This is a genomic window from Vibrio owensii CAIM 1854 = LMG 25443, assembly GCF_000817815.1.
In the GTDB taxonomy this organism is placed as follows: Bacteria; Pseudomonadota; Gammaproteobacteria; order Enterobacterales; family Vibrionaceae; genus Vibrio; species Vibrio owensii.
Map to the genome: position 1 here is coordinate 1 of NZ_JPRD01000069.1, position 17,775 is coordinate 17,775.

General features: G+C 44.3%; 15 protein-coding genes. 6 read left to right on the top strand and 9 right to left on the bottom strand.

Annotated elements, in window-relative coordinates; genetic code table 11:
- The coding region (locus tag H735_RS27445; protein ID WP_042980699.1) for a type I secretion system permease/ATPase at positions 1–934 on the bottom strand (934 nt) is incomplete at its 3' end.
- A gap of 167 nt (positions 935–1,101) precedes the next feature.
- A complete protein-coding gene (gene xthA, locus H735_RS27450; RefSeq protein WP_020195019.1) occupies positions 1,102–1,908 on the bottom strand; it encodes an exodeoxyribonuclease III in 807 nt (268 codons plus the stop codon).
- Positions 1,909–2,085: 177 nt separating this feature from the next.
- Between xthA and H735_RS27455 the strand changes: the two genes are divergently transcribed.
- Positions 2,086–4,203 carry a methyl-accepting chemotaxis protein gene (locus H735_RS27455; RefSeq protein WP_020195018.1) on the top strand — a complete coding sequence of 706 codons (2,118 nt, stop codon included), beginning with the start codon at positions 2,086–2,088 and terminating at the stop codon, positions 4,201–4,203.
- 90 nt (positions 4,204–4,293) lie between these two features.
- Here H735_RS27455 and rsmS read toward each other — a convergent pair whose 3' ends face one another.
- The 4 genes from rsmS to dinG are packed head-to-tail and all read right to left on the bottom strand — an operon-like array spanning position 4,294 to position 7,875.
- On the bottom strand, positions 4,294–4,458 hold the full coding sequence (gene rsmS, locus H735_RS27460) for a pleiotropic regulatory protein RsmS (RefSeq protein WP_009707110.1): 165 nt from the start codon (positions 4,456–4,458) through the stop codon (positions 4,294–4,296).
- Positions 4,458–5,003 (bottom strand): primosomal replication protein, encoded by a 546-nt coding sequence (locus H735_RS27465; RefSeq protein ID WP_020195017.1) that lies wholly within the window; start codon positions 5,001–5,003, stop codon positions 4,458–4,460. Before H735_RS27465 ends, rsmS begins: the two co-directional genes overlap by 1 nt.
- Entirely contained in the window at positions 5,000–5,785 is a 786-nt protein-coding gene (locus H735_RS27470) for a sulfite exporter TauE/SafE family protein (protein ID WP_005437454.1), read from the bottom strand. The genes H735_RS27465 and H735_RS27470 overlap by 4 nt, the downstream gene beginning before the upstream one ends.
- A 14-nt stretch (positions 5,786–5,799) precedes the next feature.
- Positions 5,800–7,875 (bottom strand): ATP-dependent DNA helicase DinG, encoded by a 2,076-nt coding sequence (dinG, locus tag H735_RS27475; protein WP_020195016.1) that lies wholly within the window; start codon positions 7,873–7,875, stop codon positions 5,800–5,802.
- A 516-nt stretch (positions 7,876–8,391) separates the two neighbouring features.
- Between dinG and H735_RS27480 the strand changes: the two genes are divergently transcribed.
- Entirely contained in the window at positions 8,392–9,417 is a 1,026-nt protein-coding gene (locus H735_RS27480; protein ID WP_020195015.1) for a porin, read from the top strand.
- Positions 9,418–9,493: 76 nt separating this feature from the next.
- The gene (locus H735_RS27485) at positions 9,494–10,180 is read left to right on the top strand and encodes a DUF2057 family protein (protein WP_020195014.1); all 687 of its coding nucleotides are present in this window, start codon (positions 9,494–9,496) and stop codon (positions 10,178–10,180) included.
- Positions 10,181–10,261: 81 nt separating this feature from the next.
- On the opposite strand, the gene H735_RS27490 is transcribed toward H735_RS27485, so the two are convergent.
- Positions 10,262–10,972, bottom strand: coding sequence for a pseudouridine synthase (locus tag H735_RS27490; protein WP_020195013.1), 711 nt, complete (start codon positions 10,970–10,972; stop codon positions 10,262–10,264).
- 371 nt (positions 10,973–11,343) lie between these two features.
- Here H735_RS27490 and H735_RS27495 point away from each other — a divergent pair, with 371 nt between their 5' ends.
- On the top strand, positions 11,344–13,569 hold the full coding sequence (locus H735_RS27495) for an NADP-dependent isocitrate dehydrogenase (RefSeq protein ID WP_020195012.1): 2,226 nt from the start codon (positions 11,344–11,346) through the stop codon (positions 13,567–13,569).
- Between the two features lie 157 nt (positions 13,570–13,726).
- Here H735_RS27495 and cspD read toward each other — a convergent pair whose 3' ends face one another.
- On the bottom strand, positions 13,727–13,945 hold the full coding sequence (gene cspD, locus H735_RS27500) for a cold shock domain-containing protein CspD (protein ID WP_005437446.1): 219 nt from the start codon (positions 13,943–13,945) through the stop codon (positions 13,727–13,729).
- A 717-nt stretch (positions 13,946–14,662) separates the two neighbouring features.
- Here cspD and clpS point away from each other — a divergent pair.
- Both clpS and clpA read left to right on the top strand, forming a co-directional pair.
- Positions 14,663–14,983, top strand: coding sequence for an ATP-dependent Clp protease adapter ClpS (gene clpS, locus H735_RS27505; RefSeq protein ID WP_005427554.1), 321 nt, complete (start codon positions 14,663–14,665; stop codon positions 14,981–14,983).
- Positions 14,984–15,031: 48 nt separating this feature from the next.
- A complete protein-coding gene (gene clpA, locus H735_RS27510) occupies positions 15,032–17,302 on the top strand; it encodes an ATP-dependent Clp protease ATP-binding subunit ClpA (protein ID WP_005437445.1) in 2,271 nt (756 codons plus the stop codon).
- 185 nt (positions 17,303–17,487) lie between these two features.
- On the opposite strand, the gene infA is transcribed toward clpA, so the two are convergent.
- A complete protein-coding gene (gene infA / locus H735_RS27515; protein ID WP_001040192.1) occupies positions 17,488–17,706 on the bottom strand; it encodes a translation initiation factor IF-1 in 219 nt (72 codons plus the stop codon).
- Positions 17,707–17,775: the final 69 nt, after the last annotated feature.

The following is a 17,775-nucleotide window of genomic DNA, read 5'->3' on the forward strand; positions in this document are numbered from 1 at the left end:
GTTCAGGCTCTGTTTGGCTTTTGTTGACGGCTTGCTTGATGCGGTCGGCTGCTGCTAGTCCTGTTTTCCAGCCTTGAAACCCGGCAGTCAGTTGTTCAATCGGGTGAAGCGCGCGAGCCATTAGAATCGAGCCTGCAATCATGCCACCTGCACTCATTGCGTTCTCGATAACCAGAAAAGCCCCCGTGCCCATAATGCCAATTTGCAGGGTCATGCGAACGAGTTTCGCCAGCGAAGTTAGGTTGATAGATGCTAGGTCAATTTTATTTCTGAACCAAAGTTTTTCAGCTAGTACCGATTGAAACTTATCAAATGTTCCCTTGTAAGCTTGTTGAGAAAGCAGGGTTTCTTGTTTGTTGAACAACTCATCGACTTTTCTGTTTGTGGCTATTTGAGTCGCATAAGTTGCTTCAAAAGATTTCTTCTTGGCATAGAAGGAAACCAGCGCAACAAACAGCACGCAAATCACAGCAATCAAACCGACTAACCCAATGATAGGGTGGAGCATAAACATGACGAGTAAAAAAAGGGGAGTCCAAGGAAGGTCGAAGGCAACAAAAAAGCTCGGAGAGGTGAGGAGCGAGCGGATCTCGTTAATATCATTAAAAACATAGCGAGCTTTTGCTTCCGACCTCGTCCCACAAATCTGATAGAGCCACTGTGCACTTTCTGATTCGAACTGAAGTGCTTTTCGTTGAGTGTACTTTTGTCTCAGAGTGTCGAGTAAGGCCTGTGAGATGAGCAAGAAAAGCGCGATTACTGTGAGTAGGAACAGCGTGTCTGTACTTCTGCTCGATAACACGCGGTCGAAGAGTTGGAGGCTGTATATTGGAACCACTAACATTAACGCATTGATCGCCGCACTGACTAACGTCATGGGGCCTAATGCTTTAAATGTAAAAGGTGACAAGTTGTTCCAACTATTTTGAACCATACTTCCCTCTCTCCATGAACTAAAGAAGTAGTAATCAGTATAGAAAGTGAAAGCTTAAGAAGTGCCTCAAAAGTGAGACGTGGAGGGAAAGCGAGGTTTCGTTTTTGAGAGAGGAAGAGTAGAGCTAATCGCTGCGAAAATGTGCTGCGATTAGCTCTTGTCATTATCTATTTGAAAGTAGACCAAATAGGGGCGTGATCTGACGGTTTTTCGATCCCACGTAGTTCGTAATCAATATCTGATTCAATACATTTCTTTGCTAACGATGGCGTTGCTAAAATCACATCAATGCGAAGGCCGCGGTTGTCATCGAAGCCGCGAGAGCGGTAATCAAACCACGAGAAACGATCGTCGACTTCTGGGTGCAAGTTACGGAAGGTATCTTCGAAGCCCCAATCTAGAAGGGTTTGCAACCATTCGCGTTCTTCTGGTTGGAATGAACATTTGCCTGTTTTCAACCAGCGTTTACGGTTTGGTTCACCAATGCCGATATCTGCGTCAATTGGACTGATGTTAATGTCGCCCATGACAATCAATTGTTCATCGTTAGAGTGGTGATCGTTCAGATAAGTCATCAAATCTTTGTAGAACTGACGTTTGTATGGGTACTTGGTTTCGTGAGCAATGTTGTCGCCTTGAGGGAAGTAACCATTTAGAACCGTTACCTTCTCTCCATTCTCATCTTCAAACGTCGCCATGATCATGCGCTTTTGATGTTCTTCATTGTCGGTTGGGAAACCTTTTTGAACGCTGATTGGCTCTTGTTTACATAGCATAGCCACGCCGTAGTGCGCTTTCTGGCCGTGAAAGTAAACTTTGTAACCCATCGCTTCGACATCTTCGATTGGAAAAGCTTCGTCGTGTACTTTGATTTCTTGAAGGCCAATAACGTCTGGTTGGTGCTTGTCGATAAGCGCTTGTAGTTGATGCAGACGCGCACGAAGTCCATTGATGTTAAAGCTAATTACTTTCATTTTTTATCCTTCTGAGAGGGCGTGTTTGAGCATGATGTTACCATCGCAAAGGCGAGCTGAAAACGGTTCTCATGTAATCAAATTGAGTTTAAAGAATTGTTAAATATGTAATTGCTATTGTGCCTGCGTATGGTTTAATGAGTCTCAAAAATGAGTTTGCTTGAATAAGGATGTTGTATGCGAACCCTATCTGTGCAGTGGAAAATCACGTTACTTTCCGGGCTTTGCCTGCTTGTTACTTCTTTATCTTTAATTGGCTTTTCAGTTTACAACGCGCTCGGCAACCAAAAATTGTTGCAACAAGAGAGTAGTGCGTCTGTTGTTGAAAAGTCGGAACAACTTCTACAAACCCGTGCGCTCTTAAATGCGACGGAAGTGTCTGAGTACCTCAACGAAGCGACATATAGAGCCGAAATGTTGGCTGCGAACGCGTTATTCTTCAAATCTAACTCAGAGGAGAATTTTGGTGCGAGTGAAGATCTTCGGTCTGCTTTGAATGAAATGATTCGACAGGCAGTGTTGCGTTTTGATGCGATACAAGCTGCGTACTTGGTGTTTAATCCGGACATGCTAGACAGTGAAGACTCAAACTACAAAAGCGCCGACTATGTAGGTTCTAATGAAGCGGGACGATTTGCAACTTATTGGTCAAAGGCAAACAACGGCGAAAATGTGCTCGCCAAGACACTCAGTGAGAAAGTGCTGAATCAGAATGAGAACGCTGAACATTTTTATTGTCCTATTTCTTCTGGCCAAACGTGTATTGCTTCACCTCGATTGAACAGCAATGACACTGGCAGTTTCCTCACGACTTCCATTTCTATTCCTTTAATTGTGGAAGGCGTTCCTATCGGCTTCTTAGGGATCGAACTTCGTTTGGATCAGTTGGCGAAGATTGCGGTCAATTCTGACCAAAGTTTGTTTGCAGGAGCCGGAAGCGTATCAATGATCAGCCTTGATGGCACATTACTCGCGTCGGATGATTCAGCAAATACCATTGGTCAACCTTTTGTTAGTTCAAACCTATCCAACGACAAGCTAACCGATTTCTTGTTTGGGGGAGAAGCGGCAGTAGAGTGGAACGCCTCAGGTGAGTGGATGACGGTTTTCTCTCCTATTCAAATTGCCAACCAGACTTGGGGGGTGATCTTTGAAATGCCGCGTTCGGCCGTATTGGCTGATGCAGACACGCTAGATACCTTGATCACGACGAACATGGAAGAAGGCATCGTCATTGAGGTTAGTGTCGGTGTTGTTCTAGTGCTAATTGGGTTAGCCACGACAGCATTATTGGCAAAAAACATTGTAAGGCCAATTCGGGAAGTCGTGCTTCGCTTGGAGGACATTGCCACGGGAGAAGGGGATCTAACCCAACGTTTGGATGTGAAATCACAGGATGAAATTGGCCAGTTATCAAACGCATTTAACCAATTTTTAGCGCGATTACAGAGCACGATAAAACAAGTGGTGGACACGTCACGACAAATGGCGGACAAAACCGAACATGCGAAGCTGGTGGTTGCGGCGACAAGAAGCAGTAGTGATGCACAATTCAAAGAAGTTGATCTCGTTGCCACTGCCGCTGAAGAGATGACGCAAACCGCGGCGCTGGTGGTGCAAAATGCGGAGGTCGCGGTGAACGCTGCTTCAGCAGCAAGCAAATCAGCCGAGAAAGGGCAGCAAGTGATTCAAGCGTCTGAACAACAAATGCAAGCGCTTCTTGCTACTATGATGAAAGCCGTTCCTGTGGTGGAAGAGTTGGCAAATAACAATGCGAGCATTACAGAAATTCTGACGGTCATTGAGGGCATCTCTGAGCAAACTAATTTATTAGCGCTTAATGCTGCTATCGAAGCCGCAAGAGCAGGTGAGCAAGGTCGTGGTTTTGCCGTGGTTGCGGATGAGGTTCGAAATTTAGCAAGTCGTACTCAAAGTTCTGTAGGGGAAATTCGAGATGTGATCGCTAGTGTCCAAACGGGCACTCAGGCGGTAGTGGGAGCTATTACAGAGGGTAACCAAAAAGCACAATCTTCAGCTGAACAAGTCAATATGGCTGTAGCAGAGTTGCAAAGTATTTTTGAGTCTATCGCTGCGATCAATGACATGAACAGTCAGATCGTCAGAGCGGCCGAAGAGCAGCAATCGGTATCAAATGAAGTGAATCAAAGTGTGGCGAATATCCGAGATCTTAGTAGCGAGATCCTCAATCAGGCTCAATCATCAGAGAGTGCTGGTTTAGAGATGGAATCGTTATCTGACCAACAACAAGCGTTGATGGCGCAGTTCAAAGTCTAATAGCTTTTGAGGCACTCTTGTCCACGCAATACAAAGGGGAGCATTGATGCTCCCTTTATTGTGTTTAAGTGTTTGTTTCCAGATAACGCTTTATTCAGCCTTAAGCTTATTTTCCAGATCGCTTTGCACAATCTTAATCGCTTTCAACGCGGTTTCTGGATCGATCTCATTGGTTTCTAGTAAGTAAATCAAATCCACAGCAAGTTTGATCTCTGCTGGCGCGTCATCTAAAGGAGAGTTTTGCTGTTCTGACATTACTGGTTCTTTTCCCTATGAGTAATTTGGTTTTCTAACTTCAGCAAAGCGGCTTCACAACGCTCTAGTCGTTGCTCTGTTGCCAACAGTACTTTTTGCGCTTCTGCGCGCGCAAAGCTCGGAGCCATCTCGACCGCTCTTTGCTTCTCTAATACCATTTCGCGTAGGCGGCGCGCCCATTCTTGGTGCTGCGCCAACTCCTGATACATTACGTTGATCGGTTTTCTAAAGTGGCTGCTGTGCTTGATTTCACTCTTACGAATCTTCGTAGTGGATATCTCACGTTGAATTGCTGTGATTTGTGCCACTAGCCTTTCAGTTAAATACTCTGCACGTAAAGCGGTAAGTTTGCCTTCGCTTTGCTCACGTATGATTGCATCAAGTGTGGCTTTGGCTTCTTTTACACATGGGGTCAGTAAACGTGAGCGACAATGAAATAAACGTTCATCAAATAGGTGGACATGGTGTTCACCACGTTGACGATCAAGCATCGCGGCTTGTTTTGACATCTGCTCTAAGTTTTCAGAAAGTTGCTTAATGTTCATGTTAATCCCACAAACCACGCATCATAAGCAAGCTTAATTGCTAGCACGCTCACGACCGTTACAAACACTGGGCGAATAAATTTAGAGCCAAATCGAATCGCAGAATGAGCACCGACAAAGGCTCCTGCCATCAAACAAACCCCCATGGTTAAGCCTAGCACCCAGTTGATATGACCTAAAACAGCAAAAGTGATAAGAGAAGTGAAGTTGCTGGTGAAGTTCATGGCTTTGGCTAAACCCGACGCCAATAAGATGTTGAGTCGATAAAGAGCCATCGAGCTTACTGTCCAAAACGCCCCTGTTCCGGGGCCAGCAAGTCCATCATAGAAGCCGATGGTAAAACCTTGCATATATTGCTTTTTGTTTAGCATTGGGCAGGGTTCAGGGGTAGGGCTCTGATGCGTTGACTGAGGCGTTTTGTGGAACACAGTGTACATTGCAGCAGCAAGAATAATCAGAGGTAACACCTTTTCTAGCCACTGCGTACTGATGGCATCGACAAACAATGTTCCTAGTGTTGCACCAATAAGGGTTGCAACAAATGCTCTCCCCCAACATTGAGGTTTAAATAGGCGCTTTTTGTAGTAGGTAAATGCAGCAGTAGAAGACGCAAAAGAGGCAGCAAGTTTGTTTGTGCCCAATGCAATATGCGGTGGAAGCCCTAACGACAACAGTGCAGGCACGGTTAGCATGCCCCCGCCACCGGCAACGGCATCAATGAATCCAGCAACAAAAGCGACTAGCGCCAACACCAACAGCATGGTTGGCTCAATCATTTCCATAAATAATTATTCTTCTAATATTCGATCTTGCGTTTAAACGGAGGAAGCGAATCAATTAATGATTGCCCGTAGCGTTTTGTTACCAAACGTCTATCAAGGATGGTCACTCTACCAGAATCCCGCTCTTTGCGCAGTAAACGACCGACACTTTGGATGAGCTTTTTACTCGCATCTGGCACGGTAATCTGCATAAACGGATTGCCACCTTTTTTCTCAATGTATTCTGAATGCGCTTGCTCTACTGGAGAGGTTGGCACACCAAATGGAATCTTGGTGATGACAAGGTTTTCTAGCAGTTCTCCCGGCAAATCAAGGCCTTCAGAGAAACTTCCTGTACCAAAAAGAACGCTGGTTTTTTGTTGATCTACGAGCTTTTTATGTTTTTTTAGAATTTCTGAGCGTGAACTTTCGCCTTGTACCTGGAGTGCCCAGCCTCGTTTGATGAAATCTGAGCTTAATGCATCCGCCACTTGGTTCATTTGCCAATAAGAGGAGAATAATACCAAGTTCGCTTTGTTGTCTTCTAAATACTTAGGCAAAATTTCAATAAGATATTCGGTAAACTGCGGCGCTTGGGGTTCGTACTTCATTGCTGGGATTAAGAGCTCTGCTTGATTCTGATAGTCAAACGGAGAAGCCAAAGCCAAAAATTGAGTGCCAGACTCCGGTTTTGCATCGACCCCAACTTGGTGGCAGAAGTAGGTGAATGAGTTTAGCGCGCGCATCGTCGCAGAAACTAACACCGCTCCAATGCATCGGCTCCAGATCTGTTGGTCGAGTTGCCACCCAATTTCTAGCGGTGAAACACTAACGATGTAATCGCCTTCTCGATCTGGGTGTTTCTCTAACCATCGAGCTAAAGGCGCGCCTTTGTCACGAGTAGGCTCTGCCATTAGGTTCCATACTTGCGCTAGGTTTTCCAAGCGCTGAATGTAAAAGCCTAATTCAGCTAAAGCAGGCTCCGCTAATCTTGACGATAATTCACCATCTTTAACGCGTTCAGCGATCAAATCGGCGATCTTAGCCACACTTTGATTCGCTTTCTTACTCAGTTGTTTTAGATCTTTAGACTGGTTTTCTAACCAAGTTGGTAGCTCGCCATGTTCAAAACGATAAACGTTCTCTTCAAACTGCGCAGGGTCAAACTGCTTGGTTAATTGGTTTAACGCAGGGATCAGTTCCTGTACCGACTCTTGTAGATCATTACGGAATCGGCCAACACGTTTTTCATCGGTTAATGAAGAAAACTTAGTGATGGATTGGTTGAGCTTTTCTAGCCATGCCGCAGCCCCTTTCAAGCTTGCTGAAGCAGAAGCATGGTCTCGCGCAACATGAGGCAGGTGATGAGCTTCATCAAATACGTAAATCGTGTTTTCAGGTTCTGGGAGAATGACTCCGCCACCTAAATCGGCATCCGCCATAACCAATGAGTGATTCGCAATGATGACATCATTTTTATCTAGCTCTGCACGGGCTTTTTGGAAAGGGCAGTTGCGGTGAGCGGGCAAGCTATTGTTACAGCTGTGCTTATCGCTGACTATCAATTGCCAAATGTGGTCATCGATCGGTTTTGGCCATGAATCTCTGTCTCCATCCCATTTACCTTGAGCAAGAGAGCGGTACATGGTTTCCAGAAGCTCGATGTCTTTCTTCTTTGGTTTAGTCTCGAACATGGCGAGTTGGCCACCATCAACGCCGCTCGCTGTTGCAAGTTTCTCTGCGCAGCAGTAGCGCTGACGACCTTTCGCCAGAATAAAAGAGAACTCTCGATCCGTAATTCGGCGGAAAAGAGGGAGGTCTTTATTCACTAACTGTTCTTGCAATGCCACGGTGGCTGTTGAAATCACCACTTTGCGATTGTTGTAAACCGCCACAGGAATCGCGGCCATCAGATAAGAAAGTGATTTACCAATGCCAGTACCTGCTTCGGCAACCAGCATACGATTTGATTTGTGGTATTGCCCGCATAGCGTTTTAGCGATCTCGGCGACGAGGTAGTTTTGTGCTCGTCTCGGAACAAAGTTATCCAGTTGAGCTTGCAAGTTTTGATAACTGGTTCGAATCGATTTTTGGATGTTACTGGTTAGCATACGGGCCTCAAATGCGTTGGTGGCGCATAGTAGCACACATCACTGGTTCTACAGTAGTTCACAAAACGGAATGCTTTTGTGCGGAATGTAGATCTTGTTCACAAAAAAATATTGAACCTAAACTAAATGAAAATAATTTCATTAGGTGAAAAATATAAAACTTCAAAAATGCCATTTCAGTAGTTTTTTATTCTAATTAAATTCTATTTAATGTAATTGAATGGTGTTTTCTATTTGTTATTAATGAATCACTAAATTACGAAAAATCAAGTTGCTAGTTTAGAACTTCATCGAATAATTTAAATATAAAATCTCAAGTGTATGTATTTAAAGGTTATTTTTATTTTTTGATGTTGTGGTTTAGAAAATTTGACAGGCAGAATAATCTTTTGCACTCTAGTGCCCAGATTTTGCAGACCAATCATTGTTACGTTTCGATAACAAGCGGTTTCAAAAATATAAAAAAAGGGAATCGGACAAGGATATCCCGAACTAAGAAAAGGCAGTGGATTAATTATGAAAAAGACTCTATTAGCACTAGCAGTTGCTGCAACAGCAACTACTGTGAATGCAGCTGAAGTATTCAAATCTGACGAAGGTTCTGTAGATTTCTACGGTCAGCTACGTCCAACTCTTCTATTCCTAGACAGCACAGACCACACTGCAGAGCTAAACACTAGCTCTTCTCGTATGGGTGTAAACGGTGTTTACGTTGTAAACGATAGCCTAAAAGTTCTAGGTGAAGTTGAAATCGGTGTAGCTCTAGGTGATAACTACGGCGCTGGTGCTGATTCAAGTGAGCGTACTGACGACACTGTGTTCGTTCGTCGCCACATCTTCGGTTTCGACATGGGCGAAATGGGTACTATCCGCTTCGGTAAAGAAGGTACTTTCGCTGATGACGTTTACGGCGCGGATTACTCTTACTTCTTCGGTGGTTCTGCACTTCTTTACGGACACGAGTGGAACAACGATTCTCAAATTAAATACGCATTCGAAAACGATGCTTTCTGGCTAAAAGCGGGTTACGCTCTAGGCGAGAAAGACAAGAACGAAGAAGTTCGTGAAGTATTCGTAGGTAAGTCTTTCGGTGACCTATCTATGCACGCTGGTATCCTTTCTTCTGTAAACAAAATTGCAGTAAACAAGGTTGCTCACGACTCAGAAAACCTATCTTTCGAAGTAACTGGTGAATACGCTCTAGGTGAGCACACTCTAGGTGCAACATACTACTACAACGAAGACGAGAACAAGATCTCAGACGAGACTGTTGATTCTCACGGTATCTCTCTAGCAGGTATGTTTGCAGTAGCTCCTAAGACAACTCTTTACTCTGGTTACGAGCTAGTAATGTCTTCTTCTGACCAAGCTGGTACTGTAGACGGTGATGATTCACGTTTCTACGCTGGTGTTGAGTACAAGTTCTCTAAATGGGCTCGCGTATTCGTTGAAGGCGCATACGTATTTGAAGAAACTTCAACTGACAACGTGAAGACAGACAGCAAAACTGACTTCGGTGTTGGTGCACGTTTCTACTGGTAATCAAAACCCAGTTTGATATTGTAAGACCCAGCTATATGCTGGGTCTTTTACTATTGGAGATAAGGATTTAATTTCTATGCAGTTATCATTAAAAGTGGCAATCACACTTTCTGTTCTAGCCAGTACAAACTTATATGCTGCAACGACCTTGGTGGTTCCTGAAGACGTAAAACTACTTGCGGTAAATATGGAGAAGCCAAAGTTGGAGGGTGGTTTGTTTTCGGATGAGAAAACAATAGAGATTCCTGACGGTACCAACCAAATTGTCTTCAAATACCAACCAGAATTTGAAATTGGCGATGATATCAAAGGGGTTTATGGCGACGCTATTATTGCTAAGTTCGATGTGAAGAATGAAGAACTAAAATTCGAGCTGCCAGAATTCAAAACTTACCGCCAAGCACAAACAAACATTTCCCCTCTAGAGTGGCAATTGCTTGACTCTAAAGGTCAGCCTATCGATCTTGTTGAAGACGTTCTTGAGTCCGATGGCGTTCAAATTGGTCGTAACTACGCTCAGGAAGCTCGTAACTATAATATTGCTGGTGGGGTAGCTGGAGTTGCTGTGACAGTTGTGACAGTTGTGACAGTAAACCAACACAGCCAAGCGGTTACTGGCGTCGAGCCTAAAGTCGTTGCTACAACTGACGCACAGTCATCAACAGCACAAGACAGCCAAATGGTTGATCTACTTAAGACGATGTACCAAAAAGCGACACCACAAGAAAAAGAAACCTTTAAGAAGTGGGTTGCTCAACAATAATCGTTATTAGTGACGACAAAAACTAAAAAAGCAGGCCTAGACCTGCTTTTTATATTTTTTGAGGTGAGCTTCTCTTGATGTTTAAAACGAGAGTTTGATTTCTCGCCACTCTCCTGGCTTTAAATCGTCAAGCACAATACCGCTCATCGAGTAGCGAACCAAACGCAGTGTTGGGAAGCCGATGTGTGCGGTCATGCGTCTTACCTGACGGTTTCTCCCCTCTATAATAGTGATTGCCAACCAAGTTGTTGGAATGTTAGCTCGAAAGCGAACTGGTGGGGTTCTATCCCAGATCTCTGGCTCTGGCATTACTTCGACTTTTGCAGGTAATGTCATACCATCTTTAAGCTCCACGCCTTTACGTAGCTTCTCTAAGTCTTCTTCAGTCGGAGCACCGTCAACCTGTACCCAGTAAGTCTTCGGTGACTTTGATTGGGGCTGCGTTAACTTTGCCTGCAAGATGCCATCATTTGTTAGCACCATTAGACCTTCGCTGTCTCTATCTAATCGACCTGCTGCGTATACGTCTTTTACTGGGATGTAGTCAGCAAGCGTTTTACGGCCATCGCCATCGGTAAATTGGCTTAACGTGTCATAAGGCTTATTAAAAATGATCACTTTACGATCTTCTGGTGCAATGCGAGGCTTAGTTGGCTTTGAAGATCGAGTAGGGCGACTAGGTCGATTTTTCGCTTGGCCATTTGAATGGTTTGGCTTACCGGAGCGTTTAAAATGGCTTGGTTTTGATTGGTTACTACGGCGACCTTTTTCATGACCCGTGCGAGATGACATGTTAACTACCTTGCAAAAATGTAAATGAACTGTGTTTGAAAGTTTTATGTTTTCTTCTAATCGGCTATCATTTGCGCGCCTAAAACTAACAAAAGCGCACAGAATAATAGACTATTTCGTGTTATTTGTTTAATGATATAGCCAAGTTGCTTTTAGTGCGGTGTTTTTGCAAAAGAACCACATGAAAGCAAACTTGGCACAAAGTGCACTCATGGATAGAGAGCCTAAGAGCTCCAAACTATAAAAAAGAGTGCAAACCGCATGTCGCGTTGGTGAGGAGGAATGCACTACTAACGTTAAGCAATGCGTAAATTCAACGAACTCAGTTGCTGAGTTGTTCAGCTTAGTTGAGTAAAAAATAGGGAAATTTCATGCCTACAGAAAAACCTACAATTATCTACACCATCACTGATGAAGCCCCGGCGTTAGCAACCTATTCATTACTACCAATCATTCAATCGTTTACTGCATCGTCTGGCATTAATGTAGATACACGTGATATTTCGTTAGCGGGTCGAATCATCGCTAACTTCCCAGAGCATTTAAAAGAAGAGCAGCGTATCGGTGACGCGCTAACAGAGTTAGGTGAATTGGCTAAGACGCCTGAAGCGAACATCATCAAGCTTCCTAATATTTCAGCGTCAATCCCGCAGCTAAAAGCAGCAATCAAAGAGCTACAAGCAAAAGGTTACGAGCTACCAAACTACCCAGAAGAGCCAAGCACTTACGAAGAAGAAGCGATCAAGGCGACTTACGACAAAATCAAAGGTAGTGCGGTTAACCCAGTTCTGCGTGAAGGTAACTCAGACCGTCGTGCACCACTTTCAGTGAAGAACTACGCGAAGAAAAACCCACACTCAATGGGCGCGTGGTCGGCAGATTCTCAATCTCATGTTTCAAGCATGGCCGACAATGATTTCTTCGGTAGTGAAAAATCGACAACCGTGTCTGGTGCAACCGAGGTTAAAATCGAATTCGCTGCGGCAGATGGTTCAGTGAAAGAGCTTAAAGCGGCATTCCCTCTACAAGACAAAGAAGTGATCGATTGTTCAGTAATGAACAAGAAGGCGCTAGTTGAGTTCTTCGAGCAAGAAATTGCAGAAGCAAAACAGCAAGACGTTCTGCTTTCTCTACATATGAAAGCAACCATGATGAAGGTATCGGACCCAGTTATCTTCGGTCACGCCGTTAAGGTTTACTACAAAGACGTATTTGCGAAATACGGTAAGCTGTTTGAAGAGCTAGGCGTTGACGTAAACAACGGTATCGGTGATGTATATGCGAAGATTGAAGCGCTACCTGCAGAACAAAAAGCAGAAATCGAAGCAGCTATTCTTGCGGTATACGAAACACAGCCAGCACTAGCTATGGTTGATTCTGATCGTGGTATTACTAACCTACATGTACCAAGTGACATCATCGTTGATGCTTCGATGCCGGCAATGCTACGTGCTTCTGGCCAAATGTGGGGACCTGATGGCAAGCAGAAAGATACCAAAGCAATGATCCCAGATCGCAGCTATGCAGGTATTTACCAAGCGGTTATCGACTTCTGTAAAGAGCATGGTGCATTTGACCCAACAACAATGGGTAGTGTGCCGAACGTGGGTCTAATGGCTCAAAAAGCGGAAGAGTATGGTTCACACGACAAGACGTTCATCCTAGATAAAGCGGGTACTGTGCGTGTTGTAGATGCTTCTGGTGCGGTGCTTCTAGAGCAAGCAGTAGAAGAAGGCGATATCTTCCGTATGTGTCAGGTGAAAGATGCGCCAATCCAAGATTGGGTGAAACTTGCGGTTACTCGTGCTCGTGCGACAGGCGCTCCAGCCGTATTCTGGCTAGATGAAGCTCGTGCTCATGACGCAGAACTGATCAAGAAAGTTAACGCATACTTACCAGAGCATGATACGTCAGGTTTAGAGATTAAGATTCTTGCACCAATCGATGCATGTAAGTTCTCTCTAGAGCGTATTAAAGAAGGTCTAGATACCATTTCAGTAACTGGTAACGTACTTCGTGACTACCTAACTGACCTGTTCCCAATCCTAGAACTTGGTACTTCTGCGAAGATGCTATCTATTGTTCCACTAATGAACGGTGGCGGTCTATTTGAGACAGGTGCAGGTGGTTCAGCACCTAAACACGTTCAACAGGTAGAAAAAGAAAACCACCTGCGTTGGGATTCTTTGGGTGAGTTCCTTGCACTAGCGGCATCGCTTGAGCACCTAAGCACCGTTGCTGGCAATGCAAAAGCACAAGTGCTTGCTGACGCACTTGATAAAGCGACGGGTGAGTTCTTAGACAACAACAAGTCGCCATCACGAAAAGTTGGTGAATTGGATAACCGCGGTAGTCACTACTACCTAGCATCTTACTGGGCAAAAGCGCTAGCAGAGCAAACGGTAGATGCTGACCTAGCGGCTGAGTTTGCACCAGTGGCAAAAGCATTGGCAGAGCAAGAAGAGGCGATCGTTTCTGAACTGAACTCTGCGCAAGGTGTGAAAGGCGAGCTAGGTGGTTACTACTCACTGGATGATGCGCTCGCGTCTACATTGATGCGCCCAAGTGCGACGTTGAACACCATTATTAACAAGTAATATATAGATGTTTCTCGCGCTACTTCAGTGGCGCGAATATAAAACCGATAAAAACAATAAACCCGCTCTTTGGCGGGTTTATTTTTCTCTTTATAAAAGCAGAACTGTGTAGTGCTTCTACAAGAGCAAATGTTTTGTCTTTCCGACAGCGCTCTAGTTATTTGGCTTGGCCTTCTACTGGCACGACGCTACTTGCGTGTGAACCTTTTGGACCTTTTTCAACCTCGTATGAGACTTGTTGGCCTGCTTTCAGTGTACGATAACCGTCCATTTGGATAGTTGAGTAGTGGGCGAAAATATCTCCTTCTTCTTCATCTGAACAGATAAACCCAAATCCTTTGGCATTGTTAAACCACTTTACTGTACCTGTAGCCATGCTTTTACATCCCTCATGCATTTTTTACTGATGTTGTTACTTCACCCAAGCTATACCTTTAACTTGGTCTCATTGTTAGCCGTTACTATTTTCGCTATTGCTAACACACGTCGAGTGAGCATATCCATATTCACCAGGATGTTAGAAAACCAACAAACCCAGAATGAGGATTTATGCATCAACACTTTCCACTGTAGTCAATGAATCTCGACAGTCAATAGTGAAAGTCAACAATCAGAAACATATTTGAAAACAAATCACTTTTGAGATTAACATTTTTGCAAACTGTTTCTGGCGCATGCGATGGCTTTTAGTCAAAAGGACTGCAAGGGTTTGATATCAAGGGAAGGGATACTAACCAAATTGCCTACATTAGAAGATTCTACTAAATGAATAAAAAGTGATGTTTTCGTGATATTTAGTTCTTTTTCCTCTGTAAGTGTGATCTTGGTGGGTTTGATGATTGTAATAACAAGGGGGGGAAACAGAGAGCATTTAAATTGATAGTTCTAACAGCAAAAAAATCGGTTCTAAGTGATAAAAATCTTTTATTTGCGCGCCTGACAGAGGTGCATTAGTCTCTATGTAAGGAAGCAAAATTTATCTATCAAATTCGAATTAGGTGCCACATCTCACTACACCGCATGGCATGCTTATGGTAGATTGTTTTTATAGGTCGAAAACATCAACCCTTTGATACGATATCTTTGAATTGCCATGAGTAAAAATTTTGAATGGGTGACTCCAGACTCTGATCTTCTGGAGCGCGAAAGTACAAAAGTTCAGCCACCAAAGCTATACAACGTTGTACTCAACAATGATGACTATACACCTATGGATTTCGTCATAGAGGTGCTTGAGCGATTTTTTTCACATGATATTGATAAAGCGACGCAAATCATGCTCAAGATCCACTATGAAGGAAAGGCAATTTGTGGCACTTACAGTGCAGAAATTGCTGAAACAAAAGTAGCGCAAGTGACGATGTACTCAAGGGAAAATGAGCATCCGCTACTATGTACTATGGAGCAAGCGTAATAAGAAGACTTGCTCGAGCAACCAAAGTTGTTCTTTCGGGAGGTACTTATGCTAAATAAAGAACTAGAGTCAAGCCTTAACGGTGCATTCGCTCGTGCACGTGACAAACGCCACGAGTTCATGACTGTCGAACACCTCCTACTTGCATTGTTGGAAAATGATGCAGCTAAGGAAGCCCTTCTAGCCTGCAAAGCGGACCTTGATGCTTTGCGTAACGAACTCGATATTTTTATCGACCAAACAACGCCGCTCATTCCTGAAAGCGATGAGACGCGCGAAACCCAGCCGACATTGAGTTTCCAGCGTGTATTACAACGCGCCGTCTTCCATGTTCAGTCGTCTGGTCGCAGTGAAGTGACTGGGGCAAATGTCCTTGTTGCGATTTTCAGCGAACAAGAATCTCACGCTGCTTACCTACTCAAAAAGAACGATATCTCTCGTTTGGACATCGTTAACTTTATCTCTCACGGCATTACTAAAGCCTCTGGCTCGAATGAAGACTCTTCTTCATCAGACTCTTTCGGCTCAGAAGCGCCAGAAGAGACCAATCCAGAAGAACGTTTGGAAAGCTTTGCAACCAATCTAAACCAAGTTGCAAAAGCGGGTAACATCGACCCACTTATTGGTCGTGACAAAGAACTAGAGCGTACAATCCAAGTACTTTGCCGTCGCCGTAAAAACAACCCATTGCTTGTGGGTGAAGCGGGCGTTGGTAAAACCGCCATCGCTGAGGGTCTAGCGTGGAGAATCGTTGAAGGACAAGTGCCTGAAGTGATTCAAAACAGCGTGATTTACTCGCTGGATATTGGCTCTCTACTCGCAGGTACCAAATACCGTGGTGACTTCGAGAAGCGTTTCAAATCGGTTCTTAAGCAGCTTGAGAAAGAAGAAGACGCAATCCTATTTATCGATGAGATTCATACTATTATCGGCGCAGGTGCAGCTTCTGGTGGTCAAGTCGATGCGGCAAACCTGATCAAGCCTCTACTAAGTAGCGGTAAGTTGCGTTGTATTGGTTCGACAACGTACCAAGAGTACAGCAATATCTTTGAGAAAGAGCGTGCACTATCTCGCCGTTTCCAAAAAATCGATGTAGTGGAACCGTCTCTCGACGATACGACTAAGATCTTGATTGGTCTGAAACCTAAGTACGAAGCTCACCACGAAGTTCGTTACACCAATAAAGCGTTGCGTGCGGCAGTAGAGCTATCGGCGAAATACATCAATGAGCGTCACTTGCCAGATAAAGCGATCGACGTTATTGATGAAGCGGGTGCGCGTAGCCGCTTAGCACCAGCAAGTCGTCGTAAGAAAACTGTTGGTGTTGCAGACATCGAAGCGATGGTCGCTAAGATGGCACGTATTCCAGAGAAATCAGTGTCGTCTTCAGACAAAGACATTCTGAAGAACCTTGATGACAAGATGAAGATGCTGGTCTTCGGTCAAGACAATGCGATTGACGCGCTTTCAGAGGCAATCAAACTGTCTCGTGCAGGTCTGGGTGTAGATAACAAGCCTGTCGGTTCATTCTTGTTTGCTGGCCCTACAGGGGTAGGTAAAACAGAGGTGACTGTTCAGCTTTCGAAGCTACTTGGCATTGAGCTTCTTCGTTTCGATATGTCTGAGTACGGTGAGCGTCATTCGGTAAGCCGTTTGATTGGTGCGCCTCCAGGTTATGTTGGTTACGATCAAGGTGGCTTACTAACCGATGCCGTGCTGAAACACCCGCACTCAGTGGTTCTGCTTGATGAAATCGAGAAAGCACACCCAGATATCTTTAACTTGCTACTACAGGTAATGGATAACGGTACGCTGACGGACAACAATGGACGCAAAGCCGATTTCCGTAACGTGATCCTTGTGATGACAACCAACGCAGGTGTTGCTGAGACTGAGAAGAAATCGATCGGTCTTATCCAACAAGATAATAGTCATGATGCGATGGCGGAAATCAAGAAGGTGTTCACACCAGAATTCCGTAACCGTCTAGACAATATTATTTGGTTCAACAGCCTAGATGAAGCGGTGATCCACCAAGTGGTCGATAAGTTCATCGTGGAACTACAAGTTCAACTGGACGCTCGTGGCGTATCAATGGAAGTATCACAAGATGCGCGTCATTGGTTAGCTCACAAAGGCTACGACAAAGCGATGGGGGCACGTCCTATGGGACGAGTGATTCAAGAGCAGCTTAAGAAACCTTTGGCGAATGAACTTCTGTTCGGCTCATTGGTGGATGGTGGTACTGTGAAAGTAACGCTAGTGAAAGACGAACTTAAGTTCGAATACTTAAGCGAGAAAGAAGCAGCACTTCACTAATTCTTTGTTGAAATCTACTTTAAAAGCGTGCGCCTAGGCGTGCGCTTTTTTGTGTCTGCAAGAATGGAACAAGTCTGTTGAGTGTATTGAAACCCCCAAAAGCAAGCTTGGTATTGAGAGCAAAAGACAGGCAATAAAAAACGAAGCCATAAGCTTCGTTTTTTATTGTATTCGAAAATCAGAGATTAACGAGCACGGAAGACGATGCGGCCTTTAGATAGGTCGTATGGAGTCATCTCTACAGTTACTTTATCACCAGTAAGAATACGGATGTAGTTCTTACGCATCTTGCCAGAGATGTGTGCAGTCACAACGTGACCGTTTTCAAGTTCAACGCGGAACATAGTGTTTGGTAGAGTGTCAAGCACAGTGCCTTGCATCTCAATTACGTCTTCTTTAGCCATTTAATCCTCTTTAGAAATTAGGCGGTATTAGCGCGCTTATTTTGCCGCTAAACAGTAATTATGTAAAGT